Consider the following 20,689-nt stretch of genomic DNA (forward strand, 5'->3'; position numbering starts at 1 on the left):
GGCCCGGCGGTGGTCGCGGCTTGCGTCGCTAGGTGCTGGCAGGTGAGTCGGGGAGCTGGATGGGATCGATGGGCGGTGGCTCTGAGTGGTCTCTGGGAGGGGCGGGTCCCCGTCGCGCTGAAGCGGTGGGGTCGGCCGAGCCGGACCGGTCCCTCGGTGGGTCTGGTCGAGTGGGTCCCGGCAGGCTGCTCCGGTCGCGCTCGAAGCGGCGGGTCGGCTGAGCCGACCCGGCTTCGTCGGCGGTCTACCCCGGTGGTCCCCGCCATCCCGGCCCCCGGGGCGCGCCCGAAGCAGCAAGGCTGGCTGAGCCCGACCCGATCCGCGGCCGGGATGGCCGAGGCGGTCCCGGCCGCGAGCCCACCGCCCCGACCGCCGCCGGCGGGCAGGCCCGGTCACCAACCCCATGCCGTGCCACCCACCCGCACCCCGGCCACCCCCAGCCGCCCCGGGGCGCGCTCGGCCCCCGACTCCCGTCACCCCTCCCGGGTGAACGCTGTTCACTCCGCGGCAATCGGCCACCTTCGCATTCCGGGCTCGACTTTGCCCCGGTTGCCGGGATCGTGGAGATCTGCGTTGATCGATCATTTCACCGATGCGCCCGGCTCTTCCGCGTTACCCGCCAATCGGGTGATGCGCCGTAAGCTGAAGCACATCTTCGAAAGTCACTTACTTCGGCCGCCGGGCTGTGTTCGTCACCCGGGTGGCGTTGCGTCTTCGCTGGTGAGCGCCCTGTCGTAAATTCAAACCTCCCAATCGAGGTAACATTTTCCGGCAGAAGAGTGAACAAAAATCGTCGTTGTACTACTCGCTGTCCGGGTAAACCGAGGCGATTTTTGGACATTTTTGCCAATGCTCCGTTCGGCGGTACGAGCTAGGCGTTCACTAGGTAGCGTGATGCCAATCCGGCTGGTCTTGGGGGGCACTCGACTGCCGGGTGATCGGACCTGTTGCACGAAGAACGCTGGTTGTCGCGCGCGTTCGACGGTCGCTGGTGCCTAATCGGCTCCGCGGGGTGCCGTCGAAATCGGAACTGTTTCCGGGGGTTGCCGCGCGGCTGCACGCTGGAAAGGATCAATGTGTCTCGCCCTCGTTCCTGTGGGTTCGCCCGGTGTGTGGCACGCCGGGGCGATTTGTTGAACGAGTGGCAAAAAGCCGGTGACCGGGCCTGGATCCGGCCACCTTTCTTCGCGATTTCCCTGGTCGCGGGCCCCACCTGCGTGTCAACTCCCAGCGCCCGGACGGCCCTGCGCTGACCTCCCCCGTGCTCGAAAGGTTCCAGCAATGCCGCGATACGACGTCTCGGTTCCTGACGCCGACGACGACAGATCGGTCCCCGCGCGTACCCTCGCCGGACTGTTCCAGGCCCAAGCCGCGCGCACCCCGGCGGAACCGGCGCTGACCGGCGCCGGCGGCACGCTGACCTACGCGACCGTCAACACGCGGGCGAACCGGCTGGCGAGGCTGCTGATCCGGCACGGCGCCGGGCCGGAAACGGTCGTCGCGCTCGTCCTGCCGAGGTCGGCCGACCTCGTCGTCGCGCAGCTCGCCGCGGCCAAGGCCGGTGCCGCCTTCCTGCCCGTCGACCCCGACCAGCCCGCCGAACGGCTCGCCTTCGTGCTCGCCGACGCGACGCCCGTGCTCGTCGTGACCCGCGGGAAAGTGAGCACCACAGCCACCGCTCTCGACCTCGGCGAACCCGGCCTGCTGGACGGCCTGCCCGGCACCGAGCCCACCGACGCCGACCGGACGCGCCCGCTGCACGTCGACCACCCGGCCTACCTCATCTACACGTCCGGTTCGACCGGCGTGCCCAAGGGCGTGCTCGTCACCCACCGCGGCCTGGCCGGCTTCTTCGCCGCGATGCGGGAGCAGTACGACGTGCGGCCCGGCGACCGGGTCCTGGAGTTCTCCTCGCCGAGCTTCGACGCCTCCATCCTCGAGCTCGGCATGGCGCTGCCGCACGGGGCGGCCCTGGTCGTGCCGCCGCCCGGCCCGCTGCTGGGCGACCGGCTCGCGGACGTCCTGGCCGAGCACGAAGTCACCCACGCGCTCATCCCGCCGGTCGCGCTGGCCACGCTGTCCGCCGCGCACGCGGCCGGGCTGCCGGACTTCCGCACGGTGATCGTCGGCGGGGACGCCTGCCCGCCCGAACTGGTCCGGACCTGGGCGCCCCGCCGCCGGATGATCAACTCCTACGGTCCCACCGAATTCACCGTCGTGGCCACCTGGAGCGACCCGCTGGTCCCCGGGGGCCCGCCCCCGATCGGCCACCCGCTGCCGGACGCCACCGCGTACGTCCTCGACGGCTCGCTGCGCCCCGCCGACACCGGCGAGCTCTACGTCACCGGCCCGGGCCTGGCCCGCGGCTACCTCGACCGGCCCGGACTGACCGCGAGCCGGTTCGTGGCCGACCCCTTCGGCGCGCCCGGCGCGCGGATGTACCGGACCGGTGACGTCGTCCGCCGAACCGCGAACGGCGAGCTGGAGTTCGTCGGGCGGGCCGACCACCAGGTCAAGATCCGCGGCTTCCGGATCGAACCGGGCGAAATCGAAGCGCTGCTGCGCGAGCAAGACGGCGTCCGCGAGGCGGTCGTCGTCGCCCGAGAGGACCAGCCCGGCGTCAAACGCCTGGTGGCCTACGTCGTCGGGGACGCCGATCCGGCGGACCTGCGCGCCGCCGCGGCCGACCGGCTGCCGCCGTACATGGTGCCGGCCGCTTTCGTCCCGCTCGAGGCGATGCCGCTGACCCACCACGGCAAGCTCGACCGCGACGCCCTGCCCGAACCCGACTGGCAGGCCCAGGTCCAGGCCGCGCACACCGCGCCCCGGACGCCGGCCGAGCACGCGCTCGCCGAGATCTGGGCCGACGTGCTGGGCGTGCCGGACATCGGCGTCGACGCGGACTTCTTCGAACTCGGCGGGGACTCCATCCTCGGGGCGCGGGCGCTCGCCCGGATCCGCGCCCGCTTCGGCGCCGAGCTGTCCCCGCGGGTCGTGTTCGACGCCCGCACCATCGCGAAGCTCGCCGAGCTGCTGCCGGCTCGAGCCAGTGCCCCGGCCGCCCGGATCGAACCCGGGCCCCACGACGCGGTGGTGCCGCTCTCGCCGGTCCAGCGCCGCCTCTGGGTGCTCGACCGGCAGAACCCCGGCAGCACCGAATACAACGCCGGCGTCGCCCTCACCCTCTCCGGCCCGCTGGACCGCGACGCCCTGCTCGCCGCGCTGGACGGGCTGGCCGCGCGCCACGAGGCACTGCGGACGACTTTCCGGACCGTCGACGGCGAGGGCGTCCAGGTCGTCGCGGACGAAGGCACCATCCCGCTGCGGGAAGCCGACGCCGAGGCGGACCTGGACGCACAGCTCGCGGCCGAACTGGACCGCCCCTTCGACCTGGCCGCCGGACCGCTCACGCGGGCCACGCTGATCCGCCGCGGCCCGGACGACCACCTGCTGCTGCTCTGCCAGCACCACATCATCACCGACGGCTGGTCCGTCGGCCTCCTCGTCGACGAACTCGCCACGCTCTACGCGGGGGAGAAGCCCGCGCCCCTGGACATCGGCTACCGCGACTACGCCCGCTGGCACCACGACCGGCTGGCCGGGCCGTTGCGCGAGCGGCAGCTGGCGTACTGGCGCGAGCAGCTCGCCGGCCTCGAACCCCTGGACCTGCCCACCGACCGGCCCCGCCCGCCCGTCCGCGCCACCGAAGGCGCGATCCGCCGGTACGCGCTGCCGGCGGAGCTGGCCGGAAAACTCGCCGAGCTGGGCCACGACACCGGCGCGACGCTGTTCACCACGCTGACCGCCCTCGTCCAGGTGCTGCTGGCCCGCTACACCGGGCAGGACGACGTCGCCGTCGGCACCGCGGTGTCCGGCCGCGACCACGACCAGCTCGAACGGCTCGCCGGGTTCTTCGTCAACACCCTCGTCCTGCGGTCCGCGGTCGATCCGGCCGAGCCGTTCGACGCCTTCCTCGGCCGGGTCAAGGAAACGACGCTGGCGGCCTTCGCCGCCGCCGAAGTGCCCTTCGACCAGGTCGTCGACGACCTGCGGCCGGCCCGTGACCCGAGCCGGACCCCGCTGGCGCAGGTCCTGCTGGTGCTGCAGCAGGACCTCGTCGGGCCCCGGGAGGCGGGCGCCCTCCGCCTGGGCGAGCACGATCTGCCCCGCCCCCGGGCCCGGTTCGACCTCGTGCTGGAGTTCCAGCCGCAGGGCCGCAGTGTCGCCATCGAGTACGACACCGCGCTCTTCGACGCCGCGACGATCGACCGCTTCGCCGGGCACCTGCGGGTGCTGGCCGCAGCGGTGGTCGCCGAGCCCCACCGGCCGGTGGCCGAGCTGCCGCTGATGGGTGACGCCGAGCTGGCGCAGGTGGCCGAGCTGTCCCGCGGGCCGGTGCTCGAAGCGCCGGAAGCCACCCTGCCGCAGCTGTTCGAGGCCCAGGCGGCCCGCACGCCCGACGCGATCGCGGTCGTCTGCGAGGACCGCTCGCTCAGCTACGCCGAGCTCGACGAGCAGGCCAACCGGCTGGCCCGGGTGCTGGTGGAGCGGGCCGCCGGGCCCGAGCGGTTCGTCGCCGTCTCCCTGCCGCGCACCGAACGGATCCTGGTGGCGCTGCTCGGCGTGCTCAAGTCCGGCGCCGCCTACCTCCCGGTCGATCCGGCCTACCCGGCCGACCGCCAGGAACTGATCCTCGACGACGCCGGCCCGGCCCTGCTGCTGACCCCGGACGGCCGGGGCCCCGGGTCCGTCCCCGCCCTCGCGTTCGACGACCCCGGCCTGCTCGACGGGCGGGCGGGCACGCCGCTCGCCCGCGCCACGAACCCGGACCACCCCGCCTACGTGATCCACACGTCCGGCTCGACCGGCCGTCCCAAGGGCGTCGTGGTCGCCCACCGCAGCGCCGCGAACCTGATGGCGTGGGCGGAAACCGACTTCCGGGACGTCTTCCGGCCCGGGTCCACCGTGGTCGCTTCGACGTCGCTGAACTTCGACGTCTCGGTGTTCGAGATCTTCGCGCCGCTGATGACCGGCGCCACCGTCGAGATCGTCCGGGACGTGCTGGCCCTCGGCGAAGGCGAGCACACCGGCCGGCCGGTCGGCCTGGTCAGCGGCGTGCCCTCGGCGTTCGCCCAGCTGCTGGCCCAAGGCGCGGTGTCGGTGCGTCCGTCCACAGTGGTCCTGGCCGGTGAAGCGCTGACCCTGCACGCGCTGCACGACATCCGGAAAGCGTTGCCCGGCAGCCGGATCGCCAACATCTACGGACCCACCGAGTCCACTGTGTACGCCACCGCGTGGTACCACGACACCGACCGCACCCCGCCGATCGGGCGCCCGATCGCCGGCATCCGCGCCTGCGTGCTCGACCGCGGGATGCGGCCGGTGCCCGTCGGGGTGCCCGGCGAACTGCACCTCGGCGGCGCCGGGGTGGCCCGCGGCTACCTCGGCCGGCCGGGCCTGACCGCCGGCCGGTTCGTCGCCGACCCCTTCGGCGAGCCGGGCGCCCGGATGTACCGGACCGGCGACGTCGTGCGCTGGACCAGCCGCGGCGAGCTGGAGTACCTGGGCCGCGCCGACGACCAGGTCAAGATCCGCGGCTTCCGGATCGAGCCCGGCGAGGTCGAGGCCGCGCTGCGGCAGCACCCGGACGTCACCGAAGCGGTGGTGGTCGCGCGCACCGACGCCGGCCACCAGCGGCTGGTCGCCTACGTCGTGCCCGAGGCCCCGGCCGGCCTGCGCGAGTTCCTCGGCGCGTCGCTGCCCGCCCACCTCGTGCCGTCGGCGTTCGTGCCGTTGACGCGGCTGCCGCTCAACCCCAGCGGCAAGCTCGACCGGCGTGCCCTGCCCGCCCCCGACTGGACGGGCGGCACCACCCGCGTCGCGCCGCGCACCGAGACCGAACGGCTCCTGGCCGCCATCTGGGCCGACGCCCTCGGCCTGCCCGAGGTCGGCGTCGAGGACAACTTCTTCGAACTCGGCGGCGACTCGATCCTCAGCATCCGGCTGGTTTCCGAGGCGGCCAAGGCCGGCCTGCGGATCACCACCAAGGACGTCTTCCGGCACCAGACGATCGCCGCGCTCGCCGCGGCGGCCGGGGTGGCCGCGCCCGCGGCCGAGCGCCCCGCGGCCACCGGGGACGTCGTCGTCACGCCGATCCAGCACTGGTTCCTCGACACCGATCCGGCCGACCCGGACCACTTCGTCCAGCAGCTGAGCGTCCGGCTCGCCGACGACGTCGACGAAGCCCGCCTGCGCGCGGCCGTGAACACGGTCGCCGCCCACCACGACGCCCTGCGGCTGCGCTTCCGCAAGACCGCCGAAGGCTGGACGCAGTTCCACGCCGAGCCCGGCGAGGCCGACGTCTTCGGCGCGGAGATCGACATCGAACACGGCCCGCTGGTGCGCGCGGACCTGGACGGCACGACGCTGCGCCTGGCGGTGCACCACCTGGCGGTGGACGGCGTCTCCTGGCGGATCCTCCTGGAGGACGTCGGCCACGCCTACCACGGGCGGGACCTGAGCGCCCGGACGACGTCCTTCCAGGACTGGGCGAACCGGCTCGCCGAGCACGACTTCGCCGGCGACCTCCCGTACTGGCGGTCGGTCGGCGGCGCCCAGATCCCGCTGGACACCGACGGCGCCAACACGGTGGCGAGCACCCGCACGGTGACCACCCGGCTGGACGCCGAGCTGACCCGGGCGCTGCTGCAGGACGTCCCGGGCGTCTACCGCACCCAGGTCAACGACGTGCTGCTGGCCGCGCTCGGCGGGGCCCTGCGCCGCTGGAGCGGCGACGACCGGGTGCTGGTCGACCTCGAAGGCCACGGCCGGGAGGACCTGTTCGACGACGTCGACCTGTCCCGCACGGTCGGCTGGTTCACGTCGATGTTCCCCGTCGCGCTCGACGCGGCCCACCGCGACACCGCGAGCCTGCTCAAGTCCGTCAAGGAGCAGCTGCGCGCGATCCCGTCCCGCGGGCTGTCCTACGGCGTGCTGCGGCACCTCGCCGGCACCGCGCCCGCGGTGACGCCCCGGCTCAGCTTCAACTACCTCGGCCGGTTCGAGGTCGAAGGCGAGCTGTACCAGGGGATCGAGCGGGAACTCGAACTCTCGCAGCACCCCGGTGACGTCCGCGCGCACGCCGTCGACGTCGTCGCCCGGGTCACCGACGGCCGCCTGGAGCTCACCTGGTTCTACTCGGATCAGCTCCACGAGGAAGCCACGATCCGGACGGTCGCCGACGACCTCGTCCACGGGCTGGCCGGGATCGTCGCGCACTGCACCGGACCGGGCGCCGGCGGCCGCACGCCGTCGGACTTCCCCCTGGCCGGCCTCGACCAGGCCGTGGTCGACCGGCTCGCCGGCGACGGCCGCGACGTCGAGGACATCTACCCGCTCACCCCGGCCCAGGCCGGCATGCTCTTCCACCGGCTCACCGGCGGCGGCCGGCACGCCTACCTCCAGCAGGTGACGTTCGTGATGAGCGACGTCCCCGACCCGGCGGCGCTCGGCCGCGCCTGGCAACAGGTGGTGGACCGGACGCCGGTCCTGCGCACCCGGGTCGTCTGGGACGGCCTCGACGCCCCGGTGCAGGTCGTCCACCGGCAGGTGGCCCTGCCGATCGAGTACCGGGACTGGACGACCGGACCGGTGGACCTCGACGCCGTGCTGGCGGCCGACCGGGACACCGGCCTGGACCTGGGCGCGCTCCCGCTGATGCGGCTGCTGCTCGCGCGCGTCTCGGCGACCGAGGTGCGCGTGGTCTGGACGTTCCACCACCTGCTGCTGGACGGCTGGAGCCTCTTCCAGGTGCTCTCCGACGTCGCGGCGGCGCACGCCGGGCGCCCGCTGCCGGCCCGCCGTCCGTTCCGCGACCACGTCCGGTGGCTGTCCGAACAGGACCAGCCGGCGGCGGAAGCCTACTGGCGTGAAAGGCTTTCCGGGCTGCCGGAGCCCGCCCGGCTGCGCACCGACCGCGCCCCCGGCGGGCACCCGGTCGAATCGAGCGCCTCGCTGCGGATCGAGCTGCCCGCCGGGCCGCTGCGCACCGCCGCGCAACGCCACGGGCTGACCCTCAACACGCTCGTCCAGGGCGCCTGGGCGGTGCTGCTGGCCCGCCACACCGGCCGGCCGGAGGTCTGCTTCGGCACCACGGTCGCCGGGCGGCCCGCCGAACTGCCCGGGGCCGGGGAGATCACCGGCATGTTCATCACCACGCTGCCGGTCGTCGCCGACGTCGACGAGCGGGCGGCCGCGGTGGACTGGCTGCGCGATCTCCAGGACGCCCAGGCCGAAGCCCGGCGGTTCGACCACCTGTCCCTGGCGCGCCTGCAGAGCTGGGGCGGGGAGTTCGACAGCCTGCTCGTGTTCGAGAACTACCCGGTCACCGCGGAGCTCGGGCTGCGCGACCTGCGGGGCGTGGAGACGACCAACTACCCGCTCAGCGTCGTCGCCTACCCCGGTGAGGAGCGCCTGGAGTTCCTGTTCGGCTACGACCCCGAGCTGTTCGACGCCGAGACGGTCGCCGGGTTCGCCGGGCACCTGCAGACGCTGCTGTCCGAGCTCGCGACCCGGCCGCACGAGCCGCTCGCCCGGCTGCGCATGCTCCCCGGCGCCGAGCGGCAAGCCGTTCTGGACCAGGGGAACGGCGCCACGCAGGACCACCCGGACACGACCGTGCCGGCGCTGTTCGCCGAGCAGGTCCGCCGCACCCCCGGCGCGGTCGCCGTCACCGGCGAAGAAACCCTGACCTACGCCGAACTGGACGCCAGGGCGAACCGGCTGGCCCGCCGCCTGCTCGCCCTCGGGGCGCGGCGGGACGGCCTGGTCGGGCTGCTGCTCGGCCGCTCGGCCGACGTCGTCGTCGCCGAGCTGGCGGTGCTCAAGGCCGGCGGCGCGTACCTGCCGCTGGACGCCCGCGCGCCCCGCAGCCGGCTGACGGCGCTGCTCGACGGGGTCCGCGTGCTGGTGACCGACGACGCGGGCCGGGCGCTCGCCTCAGACGTCCACAGTGGACCCGTGGTGACCATCGGCGAAACCGGTGACGAGCCGTCCGACGCGCCGGATGTCCTGCTGCGGCCGGACAACCTGGCGTACGTCATGTACACCTCGGGATCGACGGGGACGCCCAAGGGCGTGGCCGTCAGCCACCGGGCCGTCGTCGGCCTGGCCCGGGAGCGATCGTTCGCCGTCCCCGCGCACCGGACCGTGCTCATGCACTCGGCGCTGGCCTTCGACGCGTCGACCTACGAGATGTGGGTGCCGCTGCTGACCGGCGGCCGGGTCGTCGTCGCGCCGCGGGGTGACCTCGACGCCGACGTGCTGCGCCGGCTGATCGCCACGCACGGGGTGACCGGGCTGTTCATCACCGCGGGGCTGTTCCGCGTGCTGGCGCAGGAGGACCCCGGCTGCCTGCGCGGCGTCCGCGAGGTGTGGACCGGCGGCGAGGTGGTGCGCCCCGCCGCGGTGCACCAGGTGGCGGCCGCCTGCCCGGGCCTCACCGTGGTGGACGTCTACGGCCCCACCGAGACCACCACCTTCGCCACCCGGTTCCCGCTGCCGCCGGGCGAGCCGGTGCCGGACGTGCTGCCGATCGGGCGGCCGCTGGACGACACGGCCGCCTACGTGCTCGACCACGGGCTGCGGCCGGTGCCGCCGGGTGCCGTCGGCGAGCTGTACCTGGCCGGCACCGGGCTGGCCCGCGGCTACCTCGGGCAGCCGGGGCTGACGGCGGAACGGTTCCTGGCCGACCCGTTCGGGGCGCCGGGTGCGCGGATGTACCGGACCGGCGACCTCGTCCGGTGGACCCGGGCCAGGGTGCTGGAGTTCGTCGGCCGCGCCGACGACCAGGTGAAGATCCGCGGCTTCCGCGTCGAGCTCGGCGAGATCGAAACCGCGCTGACCGCCCATGCGGACGTGACCGAAGCCGTCGTCGTCGCGGCCGAGCACGGCGGGTCCAAGCGGCTTGTCGCCTACGTCGTCGCGACCGGGACGCCGGACCTGCGCGAATTCCTGCTGCGCTCGCTGCCGGACTACCTCGTCCCGGCCGTGTTCGTGCCGCTCGAAGCCTTGCCGCTCAACGAAAACGGGAAGGTCGATCGCCGCGCGCTGCCCGCGCCCGACTTCGTCTCCGGGCTCGGCTACCGCGAACCCGCCACGGACGCCGAACGGCTGCTCGCCGGCATCTGGGCCGAGGTGCTGCGGGTGGAGCGGGTCGGTGCCGACGACAACTTCTTCGAGCTCGGCGGCGACTCGATCCTGAGCATCCAGGTGGTCTCCCGCGCCCGCCGGGCCGGCCTCGACCTGATGCCCGGTCAGGTGTTCGACCACCCGACCGTCGCCGCGCTGGCCCTCGCCGCCACCCCGGCCGCGCCCGCCGCGGCCGTCGCCGACGCTGAACCGGTGACCGGTGCGATGCCGCTGACGCCGGTGCAGCACTGGTACCTCGACCCGCGGCCGGTGCACCCCGAGCAGTTCGTGCAGTCCGTCTCGGTGGAACTGCCGGCCCCGCCGGACCCGGCGGTGCTGCGCCGCGCGCTGCGCGATCTCCAGCTGCACCACGACGCCCTGCGGCTGCGGTTCACCGACGACGGCCCGCACCACGCGCCGGACGCCGAAGACGTCCTCGGCGCCACGATCGACCTCGAAACCGGGCCGCTGCTGCGCGCGGACCTGTCCGGCACGACGCTGACGCTCGCCGCGCACCACCTGGTCGTCGACGGCGTCTCGTGGCGGATCCTCCTGGAGGACCTGGAAACCCTGCTCCAGGGCGGTGAGCTGCCGGCCAAGACGACGTCCTTCCGCGACTGGGCGCGCACCCTGGCCCGCCACACGGCCGACGGCTTCTTCGACGGCGAACTCGCCCACTGGGCGGCGATCGACGCCGACCCGGCCCTGCCGGTCGACGCGACGGGCGAAAACACCTACGGCTCGGCCCGCTCGGTGGTCGTGCGGCTGCCCGCGGCGGAGACCCGGTCGGTGCTGCACGACGTGCCGGGGGCCTACCGGACACAGGTCAACGACGTGCTGCTGACCGCGCTCGGCCGCGTCCTGCGCGACTGGACCGGCCGCGACCGCGTCCTGGTCGACCTCGAAGGCCACGGGCGCGAGGACCTGTTCCCCGGCATCGACCTCTCCCGCACGGTCGGCTGGTTCACCTCGATCTTCCCGGTCGAGCTGACCTCGTCCGGACAGGACTGGGGCGAGGCGCTCAAGACGACGAAGGAGCGGCTGCGGGCGATTCCCCGCCGGGGGATCGGCTACGGCGCCCTGCGCTACCTCGCCGGCACCGCCCCGCAGCTCGAACCGCGGATCAGCTTCAACTACCTGGGCCGCTTCGACCACGGCGGCGGGCTGGGCGGCGCGGCGCACCCCGGGCAGACCCGCGCGCACCAGCTCGACGTCGTCGGCGCGGTCGTCGGCGACGAGCTGGAACTGACCTGGCACTACTCGGCAGGCGTGCACACCGAGGCCACCGTCCGCCGGCTGGCCGGCGCCCTCCTCGAAGCGCTCACCGGGATCACCGGGCACTGCGCCCGGCCGGACGCCGGCGGCCGCACCCCGTCGGACTTCCCCCTGGTCCGGCTGGATCAGTCCACAGTAGACGGCTTGGTCGGTGACGGCCGCGGCGTCGAGGACATCTACCCGCTGACGCCGATGCAGTCGGGCATGGTCTTCCACAGCCTCGTCGACGGCGCGGCCGGGACCTACCTCAACCAGGTGCGCCTGCGGCTGACCGGCATCGCCGACCCCGAGCGCCTCGCCCGGGCGTGGCAGCAGGTCGTCGCGGACACGCCGGTGCTGCGGACCCGCGTCGTCTGGGACGGCCTCGACGAGCCCGTGCAGGTCGTCGAGCGGGCCGTCACGGTCCCGGTCGTCCAGCTCGACTGGACGGCGCTGGACGACGACGAGCGGGCCCGCGAGCAGGAGCGGTTCCTCGAAGCGGACCGGGCCGAGGGCTTCGACCTGACGACCGCGCCGCTGCTGCGGCTGGCGTTCGCCCGGCTGCCCGGCGGCGACGTCCTGCTGGTGTGGACGTTCCACCACGTGCTGCTCGACGGCTGGAGCGCCGCGCAGGTGTTCGGCGAGGTGTGTGCCCGGTACGCGGGCGCCACGACGCCGGGGCACCGGCCGCCGTTCCGGGAGTACCTGCGCTGGCTCGGCGAGCAGGACACCGCGGACGCCGAAGCGCACTGGCGCGAACAGCTCGCGGGCCTGCGGACACCGACGCCGCTGCCGTTCGACCGCCGTCCGGTGGAAGCCCACCGCGCGCGGTCCGCCGCGTCGGTCCGGGTGTCGGCACCCGCCGACGGGCTGCGGGAGCTGGCGCGCCGCGCCGGCCTGACGCTCAACACGATCGTGCAGGGCGCCTGGGGACTCGTGCTGTCCCGCTACAGCGGGGAATCCTCCGTCGTGTTCGGCACCACCGTGTCCGGCCGGCCGGCCGACCTGCCCGGTGTCGAGTCGATGGCCGGGCTGTTCATCAACACGCTGCCCGCCCCGGTGACCGTCCACGACGGACACACCGTGGCGGACTGGCTTCGTGAGCTGCAGGCGGGCCAGGCGCGCTCGCGCCGGTTCGACTTCGTGTCACTGGCCCAGCTGCAGACCTGGGCGGGCGGCACCACGCTGTTCGACAGCATCCTCGTCTTCGAGAACTACCCGTTCGACACCGAAGCCGTGGCCGCACACGGAATTGGCCTGCACGAGGAAGGCGAGCTGCAGCCGACCAACTACCCGCTCAGCGTCGTCGTCGCGCCGGGCGAGCGGCTGACGGTGACCTTCGACCACGACCCGGACCTGTTCGACCGGGCCACCATCGACCGGCTGGCCGGGCAGCTGCTGCTCGCCCTGGAGCGCATCGCCGCGGGCCCCGGCCGGCGGGTCGGCGAGCTCGACCTGCTGACCGACGGCGACCGCGAGCGCGTGCTGCGGACCTTCAACGACACCGCGCACCCGGTGGCCGAGGCCACGGTGGTGAGCCGGTTCGCCGAGCAGGTCCGCCGGACGCCGGACGCTCCGGCGGTCGGCGACCTGACCTACGCCGAGCTCGACGCCCGCGCCGATGGGCTCGCCTGCCGGCTGCTCGAGCTGGGTGCCGGGGTGGAGGACCGGGTGGGACTGCTGCTGGAGCGGTCGGCCGACCTCGTCGTCGCCGAACTGGCGGTGCTCAAGGCCGGGGCCGCGTACGTGCCGGTCGACCTGCGCGCCCCGGCGAGCCGGATGCGGCTGGTCCTGGCCGAAGCGGGCGTCTCCGTGGTCATCGCGGAGGAGTCCTATCAGGACGTCCACGGTGGACCGGTGGTCCGGGTGGACGAGACCGGCCAGGCGGGTGCGCCGGATGTCCCGGTGCGGTCCGGAAACCTCGCCTACGTGATGTACACGTCCGGGTCGACCGGCAAGCCCAAGGGCGTGGCGGTGACCCACCGCGACATCGTGGCCCTCGCGTCGGACCGGTCGTTCGCGGGCGAGGCGCACCGGAGCGTGCTGCTGCACTCACCGCAGGCGTTCGATGCCTCGACCTACGAGGTGTGGGTTCCGTTGCTCAACGGCGGCCGGGTGGTCGTCGCGCCGCCCGGCGACGTGGACGCCGAGGTGGTGCGTGCGGTCGTCACGCAGCAGGGAGTGCGTGCGCTGTGGCTGACCGCCGGGCTGTTCCGGCTGCTGGCGCAGGAGGATCCCGGCTGCCTGCGGGGCGTCGGCGAGGTGTGGACCGGCGGGGACGTCGTGCCCGCCGCCGCGGTCCGGCAGGTGCGCGACGCCTGCCCCGGGCTGACCGTCGTCGACGGCTACGGCCCCACCGAGACGACCACCTTCGCCAGCCGGTTCTTCCTCGCCCCCGAAGACGTGGTCCCGGACGCGATGCCGATCGGGCGGCCGCTGGACAACATGGCCGCCTACGTCCTGGACGAGGGGCTGCGGCCGGTCCCGCCGGGCGTGACGGGCGAGCTGTTCATCGCCGGCGCCGGCGTGTCCCGCGGCTACCTCGGCCGTCCGGGGCTGACCGCGGAACGCTTCGTGGCAAACCCCTTCGGCGAGCCGGGCGCGCGGATGTACCGCACCGGCGACGTCGTCCGCTGGTCCGGTGGCTCGCTTTCCGGGGGTCCGGGTGGCGAAGCCCCCGGCCCGGGGCGAAGCCCCGGTAGTCACGCAGCCGTGCTGGAGTTCGTCGGCCGCGCCGACGACCAGGTGAAGATCCGCGGCTTCCGGATCGAGCTGGGCGAGATCGAGACGGTCTTGGCCGCTCACCCGGACGTCACCGAGGCCGTGGTCGTCGCGCGGGACCGGCGGCTCGTCGCCTACGTCGTCACCACCGCGGGCACCGCCGACCTGCGGGCGTGGCTGCAACGCGACCTGCCCGACTACATGGTGCCGCCGGCTTTCGTGAAGCTCGACGCGCTTCCCCTGAGCGCCAACGGAAAGGTCGATCGCCGGGCGCTGCCGGAACCCGCCGCGGAGCCGATGGCCGGGTACGTGCCACCGCGCACCGAGACCGAACGCGTGCTCGCCGAGGTCTGGGCCGGCGTGCTCGGCGTGCCCGGCGTCGGCGTCGAGGACAACTTCTTCGAGCTCGGCGGCGACTCGATCCTCAGCATCCAGGTCGTCTCCCGGGCCCGGCGCCACGGCCTCGCCCTCACCCCGCGGGACCTGTTCGCCCACCAGACCGTCGCCGCGCTGGCGGTCGCGGCGGGCTCGGCCGCGGTCACCGTGGCCGAGCAGGGGCCGGTCACCGGCGCCGCCGCGCTGACCCCGATCCAGCACTGGCTCTTCGCCGGGGACTTCGGCGACCCGAACGGGTTCACGCAGTCGGTGCGGATCGAGCGGGCCGAGCCGTTCGACGTCGAAACCCTGCGCGCGGCACTGGCCACCCTGGTCGAGCACCACGACGCGCTGCGCATGCGGTTCGCCGGCGTCGGCCAGGAGAACGCCCCGGCCGAACCGGCCGAGGTCCTCGGCGCCGAGATCGACGTGACCCGCGGGCCGCTGCTCACCGCCGAACTGCTGGAGCCCACGGTCCTGCGGCTGACGGTCAACCACCTCGTCGTCGACGGCGTCTCGTGGCGGATCCTCCTGGAGGACCTGGAAACCGCCTACCGCGGTGGCCCGCTGCCGCCGAAGACGACGTCGTTCCGCGACTGGGCCAACCGGCTAGCCGCCCACGCCGAGGCCGGCGGCTTCGACGACGAACTGCCGTATTGGCGCGAAGCGCTCGCCGTCGATGCTGCTTTGCCGGTCGATGCTGCTTTGCCGGTCGACGCCGTCGGCTCGGCCGAGGGCACCGGCACGGTCACCACGCGCCTGGATCCCGAGCTGACGCGGGCACTCCTGCAGGACGTCCCGGCGGTCTACCGGACGCAGGTCAACGACGTGCTGCTGGCCGCGCTGGGCCGGGTGCTGGCCCGCTGGACCGGCCGCGACGGCGTGCTGATCGACCTGGAGGGCCACGGGCGCGAGGACCTGTTCGACGACGTCGACCTGTCCCGCACGGTCGGCTGGTTCACCTCGCTCTACCCGGTGGCGCTGCGGGTCGAGGACGGCTGGGGCGCGCTGCTCAAGTCGGTGAAGGAACAGCTGCGCGCGGTGCCCCGCCGCGGAGCCGGCTTCGGCGCGCTGCGGTACCTGACCGGGACCGCGCCCGCGCTGCGGCCCGAGATCAGCTTCAACTACCTGGGCCGGCTCGACGGCGCCGCCGGCAGCCTCGGCTCTTCGGTCGGCGAAGGGGCGGGCCGGGCGCACCTGCTCGACGTCGTCGGCCGGGTGGACCGGGAGACCCTGGAACTGACCTGGTACTACTCGCGCGGCACGCACTCCGCCGCCACGGTGGAGCGCCTGGCCGCCGAACTGGTGGCCGCGCTGGGCGAAGCCGTGGCGCACTGCGCCGAGCCCGGCGCCGGCGGGCGCACGCCGAGCGACTTCCCGCTGGCCGGGCTGGACCAGCGGCAGGTGGACCGGATCGCCGGCGACGGCCGCGGCGTGGCCGACGTCCACCCGCTCACGCCGATGCAGGCGGGCATGGTCTTCCACGGGCTTTCCCAGGAATCCCAGGGCGTCTACTTCGAACAGGTCAACGCCGTCCTCGACGGCGTGGCCGAGCCGCGGTTCCTGGCCGAAGCGTGGCAGCACGTCGTCGACCGGACGCCGGTCCTGCGCGGCAGCATCGTGTGGGAGGACGTCCCCGAGCCGCTGCTCGTGGTCCACCGTGACGTGCGGGTGCCGGTCACCGAGCTCGACTGGCGGGACCGCGACCGCGAGGAGGCCCTGCGCGAGCTGCTCGCGAGTGACCGTGCCAAGCCGTTCGACCTGACAGCCGCGCCGCTGCTGCGGGTCACCCTGGCCCGGCTGCCCGGCGACGCCGTCCAGCTCGTCTGGACTTTCCACCACGTCCTGCTGGACGGCTGGAGCGTCTTCCAGGTGCTCTCCGACGTCTGCACCGCCTACGCGGCCCTGCGCGACGGCACGCCGCCCGCCCTGCCGCACCGCCGTCCGTTCGGGGACTACGTCGCGTGGCTGAGCGGCCAGACCGCCGAGGGTGCCGAAGAGTACTGGCGCCGTGAGCTCGCCGACGTCACCGAGCCGACGCCGCTGCCCTACGACCGGATCCCCGCGTTCGCCCACGAATCGAGCTCGTCGACGTGGGTCAGCCGCGATCTGGACGAAGCGGCCACCGGCCGGCTGGCGGCGTTCGCCCGGCGCGAGCGGCTCACCCTCAACGCCGTCGTGCAGGGCGCCTGGGCGCTGCTGCTGGCCCGGCACAGCGGCGAGGACGACGTCTGCTTCGGCGCCACCGTGTCCGGCCGCCCGGCCGGGCTGGCCGGTGTCGACGACATCACGGGCATCTTCATCAACACCCTGCCGGTGCGGGTCACCGCCGACCCGGCGGCCCCGGTCGCCGGCTGGCTGCGCGGCCTGCAGACCGCCCAGGCGGAGTCGCGCCGGTTCGAGCACGTGCCGCTGACCGCGGTGCAGGCCTGGAGCGGGGTCGAGGGTGGCCGGAACCTGTTCGACAGCCTCGTGGTGTTCGAGAACTACCCGGTCACCGCCGATGATGTGGCCGCCCACGGCGTGCGGCTGCGTGACCTGCAGGCGATGGAGACGACCAACTACCCGCTCACCGTCGTCGCCGCGCCCGGCCCGCGCCTGTCGCTCGGCCTGGGCTACGACCCGGCGCTGTTCGACGAAGCAACCGTCCGGCGGCTGGCCCGGCGGCTCGAGCACCTCTTGGCGGCGATCGCCGAAGACCCGGCCCGGCCGCTGCGCGCGTTCGACGTCCTCGACGCCGCCGAACGCGACCAGGTCCTGGTGGCCTTCAACGACACCGGCCACGAGGTCCCGCCGGTCACCCTCACCGGGCTGATCGAGGCCCAGGCCGCTCGCACCCCCGACGCCGTCGCGGTGCTTTCCCGCGACGAACGGCTCACCTTCGCCGAACTCGACGCCCGCGCCGACCGGCTGGCGCGGCTGCTGGCCGCGCGGGGTGCCGGGCCGGAGCGGATCGTCGCGCTCGCCTTGGGGCGTTCGGTGGACATCGTCGTCGCGCAGCTGGCCGTGCTGAAGACCGGTGCCGCCTACCTGCCGGTCGACCCGGACTACCCGGCCGAGCGGATCGCGTTCATGCTCGCCGACGCACGGCCGGTCGTCGTGGTGACCAAGCCGGGGACGCCGCTGCCGGTGGCCGACGTGCTCGTCCTCGACGGCTCGGAGGCGCACGGCCCGGCCAGCCCGCTCGGCCGGTCCGTGCCGGTGGACGCGCCGGCGTACGTCATCTACACCTCGGGGTCGACCGGCACCCCGAAGGGCGTCGTCGTCACCCACGCCGGGCTGGCGAGCTTCTCCGCCGCCGAAATCGCCCACTTCGACGTCCGGCCCGGCGACCGCGTGCTGCAGTTCTCCTCGCCGAGCTTCGACGCGTCGGTGCTGGAACTGTGCATGGCGCTGCCCGCCGGGGCCGCGCTGGTCGTGCCGCCGCCCGGGCCGCTGCTCGGCGACCACCTGGCCGCCGTGCTGCGCGACGAAGGCGTCACCCACGCGCTGATCCCGCCGGTCGCCATGGCGAGCGTGCCCGACGTCGACCTGCCCGCGTTCCGCACCCTGGTCGTCGGCGGCGAGGCCTGCCCCGCCGACCTGGTGGCCCGCTGGGCACCGGGCCGCCGGATGATCAACGCCTACGGGCCCACCGAAACGACGGTGGTGGCGACCTGGAGCGATCCCCTGGAGCCGGGGGCCACCCCGCCGATCGGCCGCCCGATCCGCAACACCCGCGTCCGCGTCCTCGACGCCGCCCTCCGCCCGGTGCCGATCGGGGTCGCGGGGGAGCTGTACGTCTCCGGCGCCGGGCTCGCCCGCGGGTACCTCGACCGGCCGGGGCTGACCGCCACGCGGTTCCTCGCCGATCCGTTCGGGGCGCCGGGGACGCGGATGTACCGCACCGGCGACCTGGTGCGGTGGCGCGCCGACGGCACGCTCGAGTTCCTGGGCCGCGCCGACGACCAGGTGAAGATCCGCGGCTTCCGGATCGAGCCCGGCGAGATCGTGGCGGTCCTGCGCAAGCACGCGGCCGTCCGCGACGCCGCCGTCGTCTCGGACGGCCGGCGGCTGATCGCCTACGTCGTGGGCGACGCGGGCCCAGGGTTGCGTGAACACGTCGCGGCAGCCCTGCCGGCCCACTTCGTGCCCGCCGCGTTCGTCCGGCTCGACGCACTTCCGTTGACGGCCAACGGAAAGCTGGACCGGCGGGCGCTGCCCGCCCCGGCCGCACCGGAAGAGCGCGCCGGGTACGCCGCCCCGGAAACCGAGACCGAAGAGGTCCTCGCGGCCATCTGGGCCGAGGCGCTCGACCTCGACCGGGTCGGCGTCGAAGACAACTTCTTCGCCCTCGGCGGCGATTCGCTGCGCAGCCTGCAGATCACGTCGATGACGAAGTCCGCCTTCGACGTCGAGCTCACCCCCAAGGACGTGCTCACCGCCGGCACCGTGCTGGCGCTGGCGGAGCTCGTCGAAGAACGGGTCCTGCAGGACCTCGAACGGCTCGCCGCCGGCCAAGACCACTGAACAGAAGCACCGACCGGAAAGGAAATCCCCATGCAGGACGACGCCGAATTCCAGGTACTGGTCAACGACGAGGGCCAGTACTCGCTGTGGCCGGTGGCCAACGAGGTACCCGCGGGGTGGCGGGCCGACGGCTTCCGCGGCGGCCGCCAGGAGTGCATGGACCACGTCGACGAGGTGTGGACCGACATGCGGCCGCTGAGCCTGCAGCGGCAGATGGCCGCCGACGGCTGAGCCGGCGGCGCTCCCCGGCCCACCGAACCGACGCGGAAGGTCCCCTCTGATGCCCTCTCCTTCGACGTTTTCCCAGTTCATACCCGTGGTCCGGGACGTCCCGGACCCGCGGTCGCCCGCCGACGGCCGCCTCCAGCGGCTGCTCGCGGGGCTCGCCCACAAACACGGCGTCCCGGCCGCCCAGCTGGTCGTCCACGACAGCGGCCGGACGGCGTCGGCCACGGCCGGTGAGATCATCGCCGAGGCGAAGTTCCCGGCCGGGTCCATCACCAAGGCGTTCACCGCGGCACTGGCGATGCTGCTCGTCGCCGACGGCGACCTCGACCCGGACGACCCGCTCGGCGAGCACCTGGACGGCCTCGGGCCCCAGGTCGGCAGACCCACCGTCGGGCAGGTGCTGAGCCACACCGGCGGGTTGCCGGCCGCGCTCGGCGCCGACGCGGACGGGGGCGGCTCGGCCCGCCGGTACCTGCGGGCCTGCCGCGACGCCGGGCTCGTCCAGCCGCCCGGGCTGGGCTTCTCCTACTCCAACGTCGGGTACGTCCTCACCGGCTACCTGGTCGAGGCCATCACCGGGATGAGCTGGTGGGAGGCGATGGACACGATGCTGCTCGGCGAGCTCGGCATCGAGGCCGCGTTCGTCGTGGAGCCGGGTGCGCGGCGCCGGACCGCCGCCCACGTCAGCGGGCACGCCGTGCACGCGGCGACCGGCCGCGCCCGGCCGGTCGCGCAGACCCTGACCCCCGCCGAGGCCGCGGCCGGGGCGCTCGCGCTGAGCGCCGGGGACCTCGCCGCGTTCGGCCTGATGTGCTGCGGCGGCGACGGCCCGCTGCCGGCGGACCTGGTCGACCTCATGCGCCGCCCGGTGCCGGGGGCGGAGCCGTTCGGGCTGGCCGACGGCTGGGGGCTCGGCCTGGCCGGCTACCGCGGCGCCGACGCGGACTGGACCGGCCACGACGGCACCGCCGACGGCACCTCCTGCCACCTGCGGATCGACGCCGAGCACGGCCGGGTCGTCGCGCTCACCACCAACGGGAGCACCGGCTCGGCGCTGTGGACGGACCTGGTCGCGGCGCTGCGCGCCGATGGCCTGCCGGTCGGCGACTACGAGCTGCCCCACGACCTCGCCCGGGCCGCGCGCCCGGCCGCCGACCTGACCGGCCGCTACACCAACGGCGACCTCGAGTACCAGGTGGACGTCCGCGCGGACGGCGGCGCCGTGCTCGTCGTCGACGGCGAGGTCTACCCGGAGCTGGCGTTGCTGCGCGACGGGTCGTTCTCGGTGCGCGAACCCGGCACCGGCCGCCGGATCATCGGCGGCCGCTTCCTGACCGACCCGGCCACCGGCACCGTCAGCGCCATGCAGGCCGGGGGCCGGGTCGCCCGGCGCCGCCGCCGCGCCTCCTGATCT

At 74.2% G+C, this 20,689-nt stretch carries 3 protein-coding genes; all 3 read left to right on the top strand.

The genetic code is table 11. From position 1 onward, the window contains the following. Window positions 1–1,281 precede the first annotated feature (1,281 nt). From ACFVYA_RS28265 to ACFVYA_RS28275, 3 genes are read left to right on the top strand one after another with little or no spacing between them, the layout of a single operon-like run. Complete coding sequence (locus ACFVYA_RS28265; protein ID WP_387049253.1) at window positions 1,282–19,047, top strand: non-ribosomal peptide synthase/polyketide synthase; 17,766 nt, start codon at window positions 1,282–1,284, stop codon at window positions 19,045–19,047. 30 nt (window positions 19,048–19,077) lie between these two features. After that, entirely contained in the window at window positions 19,078–19,278 is a 201-nt protein-coding gene (locus ACFVYA_RS28270) for an MbtH family NRPS accessory protein (RefSeq protein WP_013224966.1), read from the top strand. Window positions 19,279–19,327: 49 nt separating this feature from the next. Then, the gene (locus ACFVYA_RS28275) at window positions 19,328–20,686 is read left to right on the top strand and encodes a serine hydrolase domain-containing protein (RefSeq protein WP_387049255.1); all 1,359 of its coding nucleotides are present in this window, start codon (window positions 19,328–19,330) and stop codon (window positions 20,684–20,686) included. Window positions 20,687–20,689 lie beyond the last annotated feature (3 nt).

The organism is Amycolatopsis sp. NPDC058278 (assembly GCF_042881395.1).
Taxonomy (GTDB): Bacteria; Actinomycetota; Actinomycetes; order Mycobacteriales; family Pseudonocardiaceae; genus Amycolatopsis.

Bases quoted from the DNA above. Each gene is read 5' to 3' on its own strand.
- ACFVYA_RS28275 (WP_387049255.1), top strand. From the start codon at position 19,328: ATGCCCTCTCCTTCGACGTTTTCCCAGTTCATACCCGTGGTCCGGGAC.
- ACFVYA_RS28270 (WP_013224966.1), top strand. From the start codon at position 19,078: ATGCAGGACGACGCCGAATTCCAGGTACTGGTCAACGACGAGGGCCAG.
- ACFVYA_RS28265 (WP_387049253.1), top strand. From the start codon at position 1,282: ATGCCGCGATACGACGTCTCGGTTCCTGACGCCGACGACGACAGATCG.